A 14,895-nucleotide genomic window follows, 5' to 3' on the forward strand; every position below is an offset into this window, starting at 1 on the left:
GTTTTTTTTTAGAATAAAATCATAGTTTCAAGAGTTGATGCGAGTAAATTACCCTTATTGTTATATTTCAAACGTTCTCCATCTAGTTTCTTTCTATATTACTATCGGATTTTCTTTGGATTTTTTTAGCTTTTTTCACCATTTTCATTGCGGTCTGGTGTTCACTTCCAAAATCCATATCTTGCCGGAATGATCCAGTCCATAATCGAAGCCGAGCTGGCCGACACCTGGGAACCGACTTTCCATGATATGTGTACAGGTGAGTGTCAGTGAACGCATCTCTCGACGTTTATGTTTTCCGGAAATATGAGGTAGAGACAGAGCGAGCGCTCTCCTACCAGACAGCATCGTTCCTCCTTTGCTAAGATTGGTCACGACCAGTCCCGGACGAGCGAGCCGTCCCACCATAGAACGGAATACCCAGCCTCTTTCCGTCTTGACGACTTTGACTCTGTAATCGATAGGTCTGCCTTGAATGGTCGCCAGATGAATGCCTTGCTGGATCATGTATCTCCGTCTGGCTTTTACACGGATTAGGGAACGGTACATCTGATTAAAATGAGTAAAAGAACGGGTTATTTTCATATGAGTGTATCGATAGGCTCCTCCGCTTGCCGATACTCTAATGACACCGTAACCTCCACCACCGACAACAGGTTTGATATACACCATTCCATAATGACTAAGCATCTTTAGCAGATTCCCCGAGTTGAACGCCTTCGTCTGTGGAATATGGACAGCAGCTACCGGATATTTCAACAGCGCCGCTGTCTTCAGCCATTTGCTTGCAAGTTGTCTCGACATGGGTTGATCTCCTTTCGTGAACAATAGTCCTTCCTTATACATACTCAACAGGAGCCGTGCTTTCTTGGATGTCTGTCCAAGGCTGGAGCCCCTTTTCCGTGGATAAAGTCCATCAGCTTGGTTCAAGGCCGGAACAGGCGCCTGGTTTGCTTTTCAAACGCATCAATCTATCGTATGCTACTAAGGAATGGTTTGGAGAGGCTTAAATATGAGGATCTAAGGAGCGTTCAGAAGACATGGAATCATTTTTTAAATCACTTTATGGCGTAGCCTATTTTGCAATTTCTATCGTTCTGGTAGCCATTACGGTACTTCTATTCGTTACAGGTATTCGACTGTTTATGAAGAAAAGCAATCGCGGTTTTGCTATAAGTTGTATTCTGTTTGCCTGCTTTATCGTCTTCATCATTGTGGTCATGCTGACCACGCCCTTCTCCTCCACGCCTCCGGGTTCACCGGAAGCCATGGCTGCCTTGCTGAAAATCGGGTAGATTAACCTCTGTAGAAGGAGATGCTTATGACACATAACGAAATACTCGGAATCATCGATATCGGCTCCAATTCCATTCGTCTGGTTATTTATGAACTCGATCAGGATGGGGCCTATCGCATCATTCATGAAGACAAATATGCTGCTCGTCTAAGCAATGTGGTTGAACAAGACGGAACCATACTGCGACATTCACTGGACAAGGCCATCACTATTTTGCGACAATTCAGGGCTACTTGCGAAGCTTATCAAACCAAACTTATCCGCGCTGCAGCCACGGCTGCCGTTCGGAATGCAGGCAATGCTCCAGAAATTATAGGTTGGTTGGAAGCCGAGACGGGACTCACCATCGAATGTGTGTCCGGTGATCAGGAAGCCTATTACGGTTTCCTTGGTGTCACTCAATCGATTGAACTTCCAGATGGTTATGTTGTGGATATTGGCGGCGGCAGTACCGAGATCACTGTATTCCGTGATCGAAAAAGACTGCACAGCATCTCTCTGCCTATTGGTGCGGTTAACTCACATGCCCGTTATGGTGGGGAAGATCAGTGGACTGAAGCTAATGCGACTGCACTTTGTAATGAAGTTATACAGGCATTAAGTGACCAGGATTGGGTCAGACAACATCCCGGACTACCTCTTATAGGGCTTGGTGGCACCATGCGTACACTGGCCAAAGTGGAGCAGAAGAGAACACAGTATTCATTACCGGTTACACATCATTACGAAATCGGTGCAGAAGAAATGGAAAATATCGCTCGTTCTTTGCCACATCTAACCTCGGCACAACGCAAGAAAGTCCCCGGACTTGCCAAGGATCGGGCGGACATTATTGTTCCAGGTGTACTCATATTGCGGACGGTCTTCCGAATCATCCAGGGGGATCGTTATGTCGTGAGCGGAGCGGGATTACGAGATGGTTTGCTAAGGGATCTCCTGGCTGAAGGTAAGCCGGTCGTGCCAGATGCGCTGAAGGACAGCATTCGCAACTTCATCCATTTTGGTCCACCCATTCCGGAGAAACGTCTGAATCGGATCCACCATGATGCGCTTACCCTGTATACTGCCCTACAAGGTAGTGCTCCCGATCCAGCGGATGCCCGGATTCTGTACACGGTCTCCATGCTGCACATGGCTGGAAAACAGATTAACTATTTCCGGTATCCTCAGCACTCGGCCTATTGGATCATGAATGCAAGCATCTATGGACTATCTCATCGGGAGACCATCCTGAGTGCTATTGCAGCCGATTATCATCCCAAAAAAAGAACGCCCCAGCTGCTGCATAAGCACAAGGACATTCTCAAGGATTCGGACGAACGGCATGCCCATCGCTTGGGCTCTCTGCTGCGCGTGACTGAAGCGATTAATCGCTCTGAAAGTATTACCGCCATAATGGCAACAAAAGAAAACGACTCGCTGCAGATGCAATTCATCTGTACAGCCGAGCCGTTACTGGAACTGAGCGGCCTTGAAGAGGCCGTCAAGGATCTGCAGGAAGCTTGGGGAGTTACGTTAACGCACTCCATTCAGCAGGCTTCCAGGGAATAATGCCCATCGCCTCCGTCTGACTTCTCAGCGGGGGTTTTTCATTTTGTACAAATACATAATTGCCGCCAGGCATAAGCTCTCTTGCCTTCACATTATCCATAAGCGACAGATTCAATATGTCGACCAGCATCTTTTTCAGCTCTGGATCAAACACGGGACACATCAGTTCTATTCTCCGCTTCAAATTACGGGTCATCCAGTCTGCGCTGGACAGATACACATCCGGGTTCCCGGTATTTTCAAAATAAAACAGTCTGGAGTGTTCCAGAAACCGGTCCACGATGCTGATCACACGAATATTCTCACTAAGTCCCTCTACCCCGGGACGCAAGCAGCATACACCGCGCACGATCAGATCGATCTGTACTCCAGCTTGAGATGCCAGATACAATTCATCAATGATATCCTGATGGGATAAGGAATTGATTTTTGCAATAATCCTGGACGGTCTTCCCTTGAATGCATGCTCCCTTTCCCGACGAATGAGCGCGAACAGTTCATCCTTCATGCCGTCAGGGGCGACGCGGAATGCCTGCAACGCTTTGGGTCCTGAATATCCGGTAATCTCATTAAACAATTCCGATGCATCCTCACCAATGATGGGATTGGAGGTAAACAGTCCTACATCGGTGTATACTTTGGCTGTACTTTCATTATAGTTACCTGTTCCGACATGCACATACCTTCTCAGACCACTCTGCTCCCTGCGTACGACGAGAATAATCTTGGCATGAGTCTTTAATCCGACCAATCCATATACGACATGACAACCTGCCTTCTCCAGCGTGCGGGCCCATGCAATATTCCGTTCTTCATCAAATCTGGCTTTCAATTCAACAACAACCGTCACCTGTTTGCCGCTCTCGGCTGCATGCGCCAGTGCAGGAATGAGTCGGGAATCTCCGTTCACCCGATACAATGTCATTTTGATCGCCATCACGCGTGGATCTTCCGAAGCTTCCACAATAAAATCTGTTACCGGTTCGAACGATTCGTACGGATGGTGAACGAGCACATCCCGTTTACGCAGCAATTCGAAGTGACTTTCCCGCGGTAGGAACTCCAGGGGATACACTGGCTGCACCGGACTGTATTTCAGATGAGTGAACCCTTCCAGACTATCCACAAACCCGGCCAGAAAGCTCAAGTCCAGCGGTCCATCGATCTCGTACACAGGGTCTTGAATATCGAACTCTTCCTGCAACTCTAGCAACGCATCCGGGCGGAAATCTTTGCAAATCTCCAGTCGTACCGGTGCTCCCCGGCGTCTGCGCCGTAGTTCCTTCTCAATAGCTTCAAGCAAATCCTCAGCTTCTTCTTCATTAATAGAAAGATCCGCATTGCGGGTCACTCTGAATTCCTGTACAGCCAGCGGTACATATCCGCTAAATAAGGTATGAATATGATGTTTGATGAGATCCTCAATCAGAATGAACGTTTTCTTTTTACTATTAGCCCTTAAAGGCACCTGAACGACCCGTGGCAGATTGGAAGGCACCTGAACAATAGCCAAAAATGGCTCGCCCTCCTGCTCTTCTTCCTTCTGCAGCATCACGGATAGATATACAGACTTATTGTGCACCAGTGGGAATGGCCGGCTCGAATCGATAGCCATTGGTGTTAATACCGGAAAAATGATCTCATGAAAATACTGGTCCATTGCACGCTGTTGGGTCATATTCAGATCTGTATATTCCTGAAAATGGACGCCTTTCTTGGCGAGAAGACGAATGAGCTCCCGATAGGTTTTATATTGCTCGGCGACCATGGTCCCCGTTCGTTTAATCAATCTACGGTACAAACCAGCAGGGGTGTAGCCCGTAAAATCCTTTTGCGTAAATCCAGCCTTGATCTTCTCTTTCGTCTCCGCTACCCTTACACTTACGAACTCGTCCAGATTACTGGCGACAATACCAAGAAACCTCATGCGTTCCAGCAGAGGTGTTGTTGGATCTTGCGCCTCCTGGAGCACACGGCGATTGAATTCTACCCAACTTAAATCACGGTTAACGTAATTACCTGTTTTGACATCTCTATGCATGTATGGCCTCCGAATTTGTTGCATATCTATTCTTGGTTAGATAAATTGAACTAAAGAGTATTTACACTTGCCACTCCGATGACAGAACAACCTTCCGATCGCTGTTATCCCCAGATTTTTTGATTTCCTTTTTCAAAGGTGAAAATCCGGGGATAAAGGCGAACGCTCCGCTTCTACAGCTTTTTTCTGTCCTCTCCGTTCGTGTAAATGTTTAGTTCAATTTTTTTATAGATGCTAATATAATTGTACTATTCGTGATTGGCTACAAGCGTCAGCGCAGTGTAAATGCTATGTAAAATTTATGTAAATGATACCTTATGGCGATAACTTTTTCCATCCCTTTACAAAGAGAAGTAGACAGAGTAAAGTGATGTACAGTGTAAAATGGTTCGTTTCCTGTTCACATTCCAAAATTGTTTTTGTTAAAGGAGTATATAATGAAATCTAATAAACCTAGAACGTTACAAAAAAATATAGAATTTTTCACAGCTGCCCTATCCCAATGCACGGTAACCGCATGGCAGGAAGATCCGGCTGGGGTGTACTGCGAGGTAGGGCGTGGCATCGTAGAGCGGATCGGCGAAGATAGCGTGCGCATTCGCAACGATAACGGTACGAAGAGTCATTATGACCGGGATATCACGATGTTCCAAACCGAAAAATAATTTTGCGTAAATATGAAAAAAAGACTAGCTTTCCGGAAAAGAGTGTTGTATACTCTTGCCACAAGGAAAGGAGGTGCGTCAACATATCTAATCACATGTTGAACGTGTCCCTTACCCGATCCACTAGCTCAAATTAACTGATTCTAGTGGAGGCGCGGGATACGGATCAAGGTTTCAAAAAGCGCCACGGGTAGAAAAGCCGTCTTCGGACGGCTTTTTGTTTTGCCTTTTTTCGGGAGAGGTTGAAAAAACAACCAAAATATTGGAAATGGACCCTGTAGCTGAGTAAACGATGCTCGATATAATTAGGTTGCAACTCAACCCATATTCGAGGAGGCATATTGTAATGTTCAAAAATGTAAGGGGTTTCAAAACATCCATCGCTCTGGTCTTTGTTTTGTTATTCACCTCCATTATGCTGCCTGCAGGCCAGCATGCCAGTGCAGCACCGAGCTTCGCCAAAGGAGCCGACATCAGTTGGGTTCCCGGGATGGAAGCGCAAGGTTACAAATGGAAAGACAAAAACGGAGTGCAGCGTGATATTATTGATATTTTGAAAAATGATTACCAGATCAACTCCGTTCGTATTCGTGTCTTTGTTAATCCTTCGAATGATTATGGTAACGGTTACATGAACAAAGATCGTGCAGCCGCTCTGGCCCTGCGTGCCAAAAATGCAGGCATGAGTGTCATGCTGACCCTACACTACAGCGATTCCTGGGCTGACCCGGGTCAGCAAACGAAACCTGCGGCCTGGAAAAACTACACGTTCCAGCAGCTGATGGATGCTGTATGGAATCACACGCGTGAAGTCATGACGGCCATGCAGAGCAAAGGTGTAACTCCGGACTGGGTACAAATCGGTAACGAAACAAGCAACGGTATGTTATGGGAAGATGGAAAAGCATCCACCAACATGAAAAATTATGCGTGGCTGGTGAACACAGGCCATAATGCCGTGAAGTCCATCAGCACCAGCACCAAAACAATCGTTCACTTGGCGGGCGGAGATGACAATGCCCTCTATGTATGGAATATCGGTGGTCTGATCGATAACGGTGCTAACTTTGATATGATTGCCATGTCCCTCTATCCTTCCGCTTCCGGCTGGAACACGGCTGTCACCAATGCTGTGAACAACGCCAAGGATCTGATCAACCGGTATGGTAAGGAGATTATCGTATCGGAAATCGGGATGGATAATGCCCAACCGGCAGCTGGTAAAAGTTTTGTCGCAGCGATGAAAACGCAATTCCGCAATCTGCCGAGCAGCAAAGGTAAAGGCGTATTCTACTGGGAGCCTGAAGCAACACCGGGCTACAACGGCGGTTATAGCAAAGGTGCCTGGCAGTCTAATGGCTTGCCGACCGTAATGTTGGAAGGGTTTATCGACTAAACACGGTGATAAGTGACTGGTGAGCAGTAGGTGGCCGTTACGGGTACGGATCGTTCTTCTGATCGCTGTTATCCCCAGATTTTTTTGAATGTCCTATTTCATAGGACAAAATCCGGGGATAAAGGCGAACGCTACCGCTTCTTCAGAATCGATTCCGTCCCCTCCACTACGTTGGCTGCTTATGAGACACTTCTAAAATGTGTTAAGTAGTGATTTTGGGTAGTAAAAAGAAAAAGGCGCTACTTCCGTTGGGGAGCAGCGCCTTTTTTGGGGGTTGTAGTGAGTTTAAGCAAGGCTAGATCGGTTAGCTTTTTTAGTTCCGTTAGATCGATTCGTGGATTTGTTTCATGTTAATTAGGAACGCTTTGATGAATCTAAACGTAAATAGTCTTTTCGCTCATATACTTATATAATAAGATAAAGATTCAGACAGCACATGTGCAACCTTATTTCAAAGGTGGGGAATATGTATGGGATTTTTAAAAGAACTGGGTCAATTTGCTGGAGAAGTTACCGGAAAAGTACTCGGCGGCACTGTCAGAGTGGCTGGAGAACTTACAGGGAGTCCATTCATCAAAGAAATTGGTAATGGCGTTGAGAAAGCTACGATTAACACAGGGAAAACGGTAGGACAACTTGCCAGCGGTACATATGATATGGCCAGTGGTGTGATCAGAAAAGATAATACAACGTTAGATGTGGGACTTGCCGATATTGGAGGAGCTGTTTCCAATACAACTAAAGGCGTAGTAGTATCAGCTAAGTATGTGTATAACGGTGGCAAAGATGTTGTTGTCGGCATGAAAAACGAGGACATGGAGAGAGTAAAGCTCGGGGCCAAGAATCTAATTGCCGCTGCAGCAGTTACTACATTGGCTGTGGGACTCGTTGAGGTTGTGGATGGTGTTGAAAGTATAGAGTCAGCAGAGTCCGTAGAATTGATAGAAAATCCTAATATAGATGACGTTACACCTCACTAGCATCGAGGATTATAGAACTTCAACTTCATAATAAAAAAATGGACGCTAATCTTATAAGATTAGCGTCCATTTTACATCTCTTTCAGTTCAAATCAAATCAATTACTTCGCTTCGCCTACAACCGTAAAGCGTTCGTTCTTATGCTGCGGGTTCTCGATCTCATCGACCAAAGCGATGGCATAGTCAGCATAGCTGATATAGCTGTTGCCTTCACTGTTCACCAAAATCTGATCTTTACCCGATTGGTACTTGCCTGTGCGTACACCCTCTGGATCAAAGAATCCCGCCGGGCTCAGGAATGTCCATTGGATACCTGAAGAAGCTTGCAGATCCTGCAAGTTTTTACCCTGGTTGGTTGCTGTTGCTTTGTATGCATCAGGGAATCCAGGGGAGTCTACAACACGCAAAGTTTGAGTTTCGTCCGTGAACAGACTGCCTGCACCACCAACAACGATCAGACGAGTATTCGGCGCCTCTTTCAGAGTGTTAATCAAGGCTTGTCCTGCCTCCACATGCAGATTCTCTTTCCCGGCTGGCGCACCGAATGCATTGACGATCACGTCGAATGTTTTGGCATCCTCTGCCGTGAGGTCGAATACATCTTTTTCAAGTACATTCAGGCTTCTATCTTCCACCTTGGATGCATTACGAACGATCGCTGTCACCTCATGCCCTCTATCCAACGCTTCTTTCAAAATAAAATTCCCTGCTTTGCCTGTCGCGCCAATAATTCCAATCTTCATCATGATCTCTCCTTTGGTTAGGTTCTGTTAAACTATGTAATGTAACTATATTAGTTACAACATAATTTGTCAACTTCAGCTCCCTATAAAAAAGCGTTCAGGTGCCCCCTTAATATGAACAACAAATGTAACTACCAACCCATTACGCAACAAAAAGACCTCCATAACGTGATTAGTACGAGACTAATCCGCTATAGAGGTCGCGATTCGCAATGATTAACAATCTTTATCCGGTACGCCTGCTTCTTCCCTCGTACGGAAGGATGATCCACAGCCGCATGTTGCCACTGCGTTCGGGTTGTGAATGGTGAAACCACCGGACATGCCGGATTCTTCAAAATCAATTTCGAGTCCATTCAAATATTTCAGGTTTTCCTTCTCTACAACAACCTTCATATTCTGAATATCCATATAGAGGTCCTCATCGGACTCTTTATCGTCAAAGCCCATGGCGTACGAAAAGCCGGTACAACCGCCCGGTGCTACGCCAAGACGCAAGAACATACCAGGTGTCTCTTGCTGTGCAAGCATTTCTTTCAATCTGTCAGCAGCCGTTTCGCTGATGTTAATCATGCCAGGTCACTCTCCTTTTCGTTAACTCTTCTTTAAATTATACTCCACCCCGTCAAGGGGCTCAAGTCATCTTTGCCTGTTTCCGCGTTCCCCCTTAACTCCTTTTTCTTCCCAGTGTATTGAACCCCCGGGACACGAGGTTTATAATGAGTAGGTGATCGCTTTGAAATGTCGATATTTTGTCATGACTTATTCAGGTGATGGTCATATATGGAGTTGTAATTTTTTTCACATTTCGAGACTGCACGCAGTCCCCAATGCATATAGAGTCATAAGACTCATTTTGATGAAAACTTAGCTTTACGTACGCAGCACAGGCTGCACCGGGTAAATAAGAGTTAGTCCATATAAGAAGCGGCAGATGACCGCATCTTTTCTATGTAGTTCTGTAAGTAAGTCCTACACACAACTCGATTCCGGTTAAGAATAGGAGGATACAAAATGTCTACATTGGTAACACCGTTCACAGACAAAAGAATGGCTGAAATCGTTGAGAAAGTGCAGAACGGCGTAAGGCTGACCGTAGAAGACGGCGTTTATCTGTATGAAACGGATGATCTGCTGACTTTGGGCCAACTGGCCAATGAGGCCAACCTACGTAAGAATGGCAAGAAAGTTTATTTTATTGAAAACATGAGCCTTTATTTTACCAACGTATGCGAAGCCCACTGTGCTTTCTGTAACTTCCGCAAAGATCAGGGCGAAGATGGCTCTTACACGTTGTCCGGTCAGGAAATGATTGATTACGTAGAACAGCATATTCACCCAGGTGTACGCGAGTTCCATATTGTAGGCGGACATAATAACCATGTTCCTTTTCAATATTATGTCGATTCCTTGCGTGCTTTAAACGAGAAATATCCGGACGTTACGTTGAAAGCCTACACGGCTGCCGAGATTGATTTCTTCACCCGCATCAGCGGACTGAGCATCAAGGAAGTACTACAAGAACTGCAAAAAGCAGGTCTGAAATCACTGACTGGCGGCGGCGCTGAGATCCTGTCCGATGAATATCGCAAAAAAATGCGCGTAAACAAAGCGAACGTTGACCGTTATTTGGAAGTGCACCGTACTGCTCATAATCTGGGCATGCGTACCCATACAACGATGCTTTATGGATCCATTGAGTCCTATGAGGATCGCGTGAACCATATGGTACAGATTCGTGAACTGCAAGATGAAACCAACGGATTCATGGTCTTTATCCCGCTTTCCATGCAGCCGAAAAGCAAAAACGCCAGCATCATGCGTCGTAACTCCGCATACGAGGATCTCAAAACGATTGCGATCAGTCGTCTGATGCTGGATAACATCGATCATATCAAAGCCTACTTCATCAACATCGGTCCACAGCTGACTCAAGTCGCTCTTGGATTCGGTGCTTCGGATGCACACGGCACGATCGTTCGCGAACGGATTAGTCATGCAGCAGGCGCACTAACGCCTGAAGGCCTCACCCGCAAAGAGCTTATATGGTTAATTAAAGGCGCAGGCCGTATTCCGGTTGAACGCGATACGTTCTACAATGAAATTCAAGTGTACGAATAGCATGTAACATGAGCATCATTCCCATAACCCACTTTCATCCTACCCGGAAGTGTTTGGCATGGAGTGATGCAAAATCACTGGAACATATCTGTAATTTCAAATTCCTATTTTCAATTATTTCAAATAAAAACAAAAGGAGCAGCTATGTTATTGCATAGCTGCTCCACAGGTTACAGCCCCGTTCACACGGGACTGATGCAGAAAGGAAGCCGAGTCATGAAAAATTTCGTCATTCTCGGAGGCGGCTACGGTGGCCTCACGATTATCAAGGAACTTCTGGAAGGCAAGATCCCGTCAGATACACAAATCGTGTTGGTGGACCGCAGTCCCTTCCAAGGATTGAAAACTGAATATTACGCACTCGCAGCAGGGACCGTATCCGATTATGACCTGCGTATCCAATTTCCAGTCAGTGACAAAGTCACTTATCGTTACGGAGAAGTAACTTCGATCGACTTGGAACAGCGTCAGATTGAATTTGAAGGACAAGACCCTTTGGAATATGACAAGCTCGTGATTGGACTTGGATGTACAGACCGATTCCACAACACGCCCGGAGCCGAGGAATATAGCTGTACGATTCAAAGCTTTAGCAAAACACGGGAAACCTACCTTCGTCTTAACGAAGTCAAAGCTTATGGTAACGTGCATATCGTCGGCGGTGGATTGAGCGGCGTCGAGATCGCTGCCGAGCTTCGTGAGAGCAGACCGGATCTGAACATCAGCATCCTGGACCGTGGTGAACGTGTATTATCCGCTTTTCCGCAGCGCTTGTCCGCTTATGTTCATGAATGGTTCGGCGAACATCAGGTCGAGACACGTGGGCATATTGCCATTTCCCGACTTGAACCGAATGCCATTTTCAACCGGGATGAAGAAATTCTAACGGATGCGGTAGTCTGGACTGCCGGAATTCAGCCCGTAAAAGTCGTACAGGATCTCGATGTGACCAAGGATCCACAAGGTCGTGTCGTACTGAACGAATATTATCAAATTCCGGAATATACCGATGTCTATGTAGTAGGTGACTGCGCCAGCGTGCCTTATGCACCAAGCGGTCAGGCTGCCGAAGTACAGGGTGAACAAATCGCCCATATTCAGCATGCCCTCTGGAAAGGCGAAAAGCCCAATCCGCAGCCACTCAAGCTTCGTGGCACACTCGGTGCACTCGGCAAGAAGGCTGGATTTGGGCTGATGGGCAAAACGTCCATGATGGGACGTGTGCCACGTATTCTAAAAAGCGGCGTGCTCTGGATGTCCAAGCGTCATCTCGGTTAATCGAGATCCAACTGATCCCAGGCATCGGCTTCGGCAATTTTGGCCAAGATGGCGTTATATAAATCCTCCACTTTGTCGGTGATGACTAACTCGCCATTCACCAGTGCAAATGGAGTCATGTAACATTGGCCGCAGTTGCTGAGGCAGCCGTATTCTATCACATCATAGTCTGGATTTTCTTCCAGTTGATCCATGACTTCATCTGTGCCAAAATGCATATTATTGGCACAAAATTCAATAATCGGTCTCATATAGGTTCACCTGCTTTGTTTGACCATTTTAATTTGTGGCCAATTGTAATATAATATAGTGAGGAAAGGAGTTGAAAAAAATGAGCGAAAACGCACAAAGCACCATGTACGATGAGGTATCTGAAGTGCTTGACAAACTTCGTCCGTTCCTGCAACGCGATGGCGGTGACGTGGAACTAGTCGACGTGGAGGACGGCATCATTAAGCTGAAACTGGTCGGTGCCTGCGGCAGCTGCCCAAGCTCCACCATTACCTTAAAAGCCGGGATTGAACGCGCCCTTCTTGAAGAAGTTGAGGGTGTCGAAGAAGTCGTACAAGTATTCTAATCAATCCTTCACGAAATAAACCTCAAGAGCCTTTCGCTTCGCATGAAGCGGAGGGCTCTTTTTTTGTGCTATGCATCCTCACGCTGTATGTTAGGGCGAATCGGATCAAGTCCTCCAGATACATCCATAATGTTGCCTGTTATAAAATCGGAATGATCCAGACACAGATAGGTGATCACTCGCGCAATATCTTCACCGCTGCCAGGACGTCCTCTCGGCGTTTCCTCGTCGGTTATACCTGCCATCTCATCAATCGTTTTCTCTTTGTTGGCACCGCGAATATCACCTGGACAAACCATATTAACCGTAATACCGTAGGGAGCTTCCTCCACAGCAAGTGTCTTTGTAAATGAAACCAGACCTACCTTCGCAGCAGCATAAACCGCCCGATGAGGCCATGACCTCGCTTCTCCAGCATGACTGAAGCCAAAATGTATAATTCTGCCCCACTGCTTGCGCCGCATCTCAGGCAATACACGCTGATCCAGCAGCATCGGTCCAAGCAGGTTTCCTTGCACAAGCATCTGGACCTCATCTTCCGAATACTCGGCAAACAGTCGACGTTCACGGACAAAAGGACCCGCGTTGTTCACCAGGATATCAATGCTGCCCAGTTTCTCTTCAACCGTTGCAACCAGCATAGTGATCTCTTCTGTCTTGGAAATATCGGCCTGAACGGCAATACACCGCACACCCTTGGCTACGATCTGATCCTTTAACGCCTCAGCTTCCGTACGGCTATGTACGTAATTCAGAGCAATATGGCAACCCTGATCCGCCAGACTGAGGGCCGTCATTTTACCAAGACCTTTGGCACTTCCCGTTATGAGGGCAATCTTTCCCTTCACGTTCATCCCCCTCTTCAAAGAGCAGTCACTCATCCAGTATAAAAGATTTATCATTCCCCCACAACTCGCGTTTCCCACCAATCTGTACCATTTGCAAAAAAGTGTAAATTAAGGACTAAATACTTATCTTTCAAACAACTGAAATAAAATGAATTAGGTCTTTTGTAGGAAAATTAACCCTTTATCTCCAGAATTCCCTTGTCTGGTCCGGATGCCTATGGTACTGTCGATAAGTCCTTATTTTCTTATGAACATAACGACACAATACATATGTTCATGTAAATGACAACATTGCATGACACCCTCGAAAGGAATATAACGTAAATGAAAAGATGGTTAGCCTCTCTACTCGCAATTTTGCTTATGGCCTCATTTCAAGCTCCATTCTCGACCACAGCATCTGCAGAAAGTGAAAGCAATAGCTCCACCGAAGATTATCAATGGATTGACGGGCCTTCAAACGTAGTACTTGATAACAAAGCAACATTAACCGTAGCCGAAAACCTCTCCTATCTCGATGCAGCTAACACCCAAAGGTTTTTGGAAGACACCGATTCCTTCCCCAATGGAACGGAAATTGGAAGTATCTATGGTGCCGGCGAAAACTCCAACTGGTATGTTATTTTCGAATATAACGATACCGGTCATGTCGACGACAGTGAGAAAGACGATCTGGACGCCGATGAACTGCTCGATAGCTACAAAAGAGGTACAGAAGATCAAAATGAGAAAACAACACCCGAAAATCAACTGTTTATCACCGGATGGGAAATTGAGCCTGCCTATGACAGCAGCAAACATCAATTGATCTATTCTCTTGGTCTTGAGGATTCAGAGCGGGAAAAACTCGTCAATTACAATGTGAACGTACTCACCCGCGAAGGATACATCGGTGTTATCCTCGTTACGGATAGTGCCAACTTTGAAGAAAATCGCAAACAGTTTGAAAGCTCCGTGCTTAACCAGCTCAACGTGATCAAAGGAAATACCTATGAAGAGTTTGATGCATCCGTAGACAAAAAATCTGAACTTGGCCTGACCAGTCTGATTCTCGGTGGTGCTGGTGTAGCTGTAGCTAAGAAAGTTGGATTATTGCTTTTACTTAAAAAAGGATGGTTTGTCATCGTGGCCGCTATTGTTGGTGCTTTCGGATGGATTCGTCGCAAGCTGACCGGCCGCAAAAAAGATGCTGACCCAGGAGATCAGAATTCGCTATCTCCTGCAGAGGAAGCTTACCAACAGCATGCTGCTGGACAGGAGTCCTCAGGCTCTGATAGCCAACAGACAGATGGTCATTCAGATACTGATCCGAATAAACCTTAAAACTTACAAAGTAAAGTACCTAATGTATTTTACATCAAAGCGCTCTCTAACATGATGCACAAAACAAAAAGCCCT

15 protein-coding genes are annotated in these 14,895 nt (G+C 46.0%); 9 read left to right on the forward strand and 6 right to left on the reverse strand.

What is annotated here, in order from left to right; genetic code table 11:
• Nucleotides 1-144 precede the first annotated feature (144 nt).
• Nucleotides 145-804, reverse strand: coding sequence for a YheC/YheD family protein (locus AC3ITG_RS26635; RefSeq protein WP_053783243.1), 660 nt, complete (start codon nt 802-804; stop codon nt 145-147).
• A 236-nt stretch (nt 805-1,040) separates the two neighbouring features.
• Between AC3ITG_RS26635 and AC3ITG_RS26640 the strand changes: the two genes are divergently transcribed.
• Complete coding sequence (locus tag AC3ITG_RS26640) at nt 1,041-1,295, forward strand: hypothetical protein (protein WP_413373472.1); 255 nt, start codon at nt 1,041-1,043, stop codon at nt 1,293-1,295.
• 26 nt (nt 1,296-1,321) lie between these two features.
• Nucleotides 1,322-2,848 carry a Ppx/GppA phosphatase family protein gene (locus AC3ITG_RS26645; RefSeq protein WP_413373474.1) on the forward strand — a complete coding sequence of 509 codons (1,527 nt, stop codon included), beginning with the start codon at nt 1,322-1,324 and terminating at the stop codon, nt 2,846-2,848.
• Here AC3ITG_RS26645 and ppk1 read toward each other — a convergent pair.
• Nucleotides 2,808-4,889 (reverse strand): polyphosphate kinase 1, encoded by a 2,082-nt coding sequence (gene ppk1 / locus AC3ITG_RS26650; RefSeq protein ID WP_413373476.1) that lies wholly within the window; start codon nt 4,887-4,889, stop codon nt 2,808-2,810. The two genes, AC3ITG_RS26645 and ppk1, sit on opposite strands and share 41 nt — an antisense overlap.
• A 437-nt stretch (nt 4,890-5,326) precedes the next feature.
• Between ppk1 and AC3ITG_RS26655 the strand changes: the two genes are divergently transcribed.
• The 3 genes from AC3ITG_RS26655 (at nt 5,327) to AC3ITG_RS26665 (ending at nt 7,930) form a co-directional block, all read left to right on the forward strand.
• On the forward strand, nt 5,327-5,554 hold the full coding sequence (locus AC3ITG_RS26655; RefSeq protein WP_413373477.1) for a hypothetical protein: 228 nt from the start codon (nt 5,327-5,329) through the stop codon (nt 5,552-5,554).
• A 415-nt stretch (nt 5,555-5,969) separates the two neighbouring features.
• Nucleotides 5,970-6,950, forward strand: coding sequence for a glycoside hydrolase family 53 protein (locus AC3ITG_RS26660; protein ID WP_413379817.1), 981 nt, complete (start codon nt 5,970-5,972; stop codon nt 6,948-6,950).
• A gap of 470 nt (nt 6,951-7,420) precedes the next feature.
• Nucleotides 7,421-7,930, forward strand: coding sequence for a hypothetical protein (locus tag AC3ITG_RS26665; protein ID WP_489251851.1), 510 nt, complete (start codon nt 7,421-7,423; stop codon nt 7,928-7,930).
• A gap of 101 nt (nt 7,931-8,031) precedes the next feature.
• Here AC3ITG_RS26665 and AC3ITG_RS26670 read toward each other — a convergent pair whose 3' ends face one another.
• Both AC3ITG_RS26670 and AC3ITG_RS26675 read right to left on the reverse strand, forming a co-directional pair.
• Entirely contained in the window at nt 8,032-8,673 is a 642-nt protein-coding gene (locus AC3ITG_RS26670) for an NAD(P)-dependent oxidoreductase (protein ID WP_489254536.1), read from the reverse strand.
• Between the two features lie 216 nt (nt 8,674-8,889).
• Nucleotides 8,890-9,246 (reverse strand): HesB/IscA family protein, encoded by a 357-nt coding sequence (locus tag AC3ITG_RS26675; RefSeq protein ID WP_163761050.1) that lies wholly within the window; start codon nt 9,244-9,246, stop codon nt 8,890-8,892.
• Nucleotides 9,247-9,687: 441 nt separating this feature from the next.
• Here AC3ITG_RS26675 and mqnE point away from each other — a divergent pair, with 441 nt between their 5' ends.
• Together mqnE and AC3ITG_RS26685 are read left to right on the forward strand one after the other, a co-directional pair.
• A complete protein-coding gene (gene mqnE / locus AC3ITG_RS26680) occupies nt 9,688-10,794 on the forward strand; it encodes an aminofutalosine synthase MqnE (protein ID WP_413373481.1) in 1,107 nt (368 codons plus the stop codon).
• Nucleotides 10,795-11,010: 216 nt separating this feature from the next.
• Nucleotides 11,011-12,072 carry an NAD(P)/FAD-dependent oxidoreductase gene (locus tag AC3ITG_RS26685; RefSeq protein WP_063566178.1) on the forward strand — a complete coding sequence of 354 codons (1,062 nt, stop codon included), beginning with the start codon at nt 11,011-11,013 and terminating at the stop codon, nt 12,070-12,072.
• On the opposite strand, the gene AC3ITG_RS26690 is transcribed toward AC3ITG_RS26685, so the two are convergent.
• Nucleotides 12,069-12,323, reverse strand: a complete 255-nt coding sequence (locus AC3ITG_RS26690) for a YuzB family protein (RefSeq protein ID WP_413373483.1) — start codon at nt 12,321-12,323, stop codon at nt 12,069-12,071. The genes AC3ITG_RS26685 and AC3ITG_RS26690 overlap by 4 nt on opposite strands.
• 80 nt (nt 12,324-12,403) lie before the next feature.
• On the opposite strand from AC3ITG_RS26690, the gene AC3ITG_RS26695 reads away from it, so the two are divergent.
• Entirely contained in the window at nt 12,404-12,649 is a 246-nt protein-coding gene (locus tag AC3ITG_RS26695) for a NifU family protein (protein ID WP_024632664.1), read from the forward strand.
• Between the two features lie 68 nt (nt 12,650-12,717).
• Here AC3ITG_RS26695 and AC3ITG_RS26700 read toward each other — a convergent pair whose 3' ends face one another.
• Nucleotides 12,718-13,497: an SDR family oxidoreductase gene (locus tag AC3ITG_RS26700; protein WP_489251852.1), complete on the reverse strand. Its 780-nt coding sequence runs from the start codon at nt 13,495-13,497 to the stop codon at nt 12,718-12,720.
• A 324-nt stretch (nt 13,498-13,821) separates the two neighbouring features.
• Between AC3ITG_RS26700 and AC3ITG_RS26705 the strand changes: the two genes are divergently transcribed.
• Nucleotides 13,822-14,820 carry a DUF2167 domain-containing protein gene (locus AC3ITG_RS26705; RefSeq protein WP_489251853.1) on the forward strand — a complete coding sequence of 333 codons (999 nt, stop codon included), beginning with the start codon at nt 13,822-13,824 and terminating at the stop codon, nt 14,818-14,820.
• Nucleotides 14,821-14,895 lie beyond the last annotated feature (75 nt).

The organism is Paenibacillus sp. GL_099_B (assembly GCF_057835695.1).

Excerpts from the sequence above, each read along its gene's own strand:
- AC3ITG_RS26705 (WP_489251853.1), top strand. The coding sequence starts at position 13,822 with ATGAAAAGATGGTTAGCCTCTCTACTCGCAATTTTGCTTATGGCCTCA.
- ppk1 (WP_413373476.1), bottom strand. The coding sequence starts at position 4,889 with ATGCATAGAGATGTCAAAACAGGTAATTACGTTAACCGTGATTTAAGT.
- AC3ITG_RS26635 (WP_053783243.1), bottom strand. The coding sequence starts at position 804 with ATGTCGAGACAACTTGCAAGCAAATGGCTGAAGACAGCGGCGCTGTTG.
- mqnE (WP_413373481.1), top strand. The coding sequence starts at position 9,688 with ATGTCTACATTGGTAACACCGTTCACAGACAAAAGAATGGCTGAAATC.
- AC3ITG_RS26645 (WP_413373474.1), top strand. The coding sequence starts at position 1,322 with ATGACACATAACGAAATACTCGGAATCATCGATATCGGCTCCAATTCC.
- AC3ITG_RS26640 (WP_413373472.1), top strand. The coding sequence starts at position 1,041 with ATGGAATCATTTTTTAAATCACTTTATGGCGTAGCCTATTTTGCAATT.
- AC3ITG_RS26665 (WP_489251851.1), top strand. The coding sequence starts at position 7,421 with ATGGGATTTTTAAAAGAACTGGGTCAATTTGCTGGAGAAGTTACCGGA.
- AC3ITG_RS26690 (WP_413373483.1), bottom strand. The coding sequence starts at position 12,323 with ATGAGACCGATTATTGAATTTTGTGCCAATAATATGCATTTTGGCACA.
- AC3ITG_RS26695 (WP_024632664.1), top strand. The coding sequence starts at position 12,404 with ATGAGCGAAAACGCACAAAGCACCATGTACGATGAGGTATCTGAAGTG.
- AC3ITG_RS26655 (WP_413373477.1), top strand. The coding sequence starts at position 5,327 with ATGAAATCTAATAAACCTAGAACGTTACAAAAAAATATAGAATTTTTC.
- AC3ITG_RS26675 (WP_163761050.1), bottom strand. The coding sequence starts at position 9,246 with ATGATTAACATCAGCGAAACGGCTGCTGACAGATTGAAAGAAATGCTT.
- AC3ITG_RS26670 (WP_489254536.1), bottom strand. The coding sequence starts at position 8,673 with ATGAAGATTGGAATTATTGGCGCGACAGGCAAAGCAGGGAATTTTATT.
- AC3ITG_RS26660 (WP_413379817.1), top strand. The coding sequence starts at position 5,970 with ATGCTGCCTGCAGGCCAGCATGCCAGTGCAGCACCGAGCTTCGCCAAA.
- AC3ITG_RS26685 (WP_063566178.1), top strand. The coding sequence starts at position 11,011 with ATGAAAAATTTCGTCATTCTCGGAGGCGGCTACGGTGGCCTCACGATT.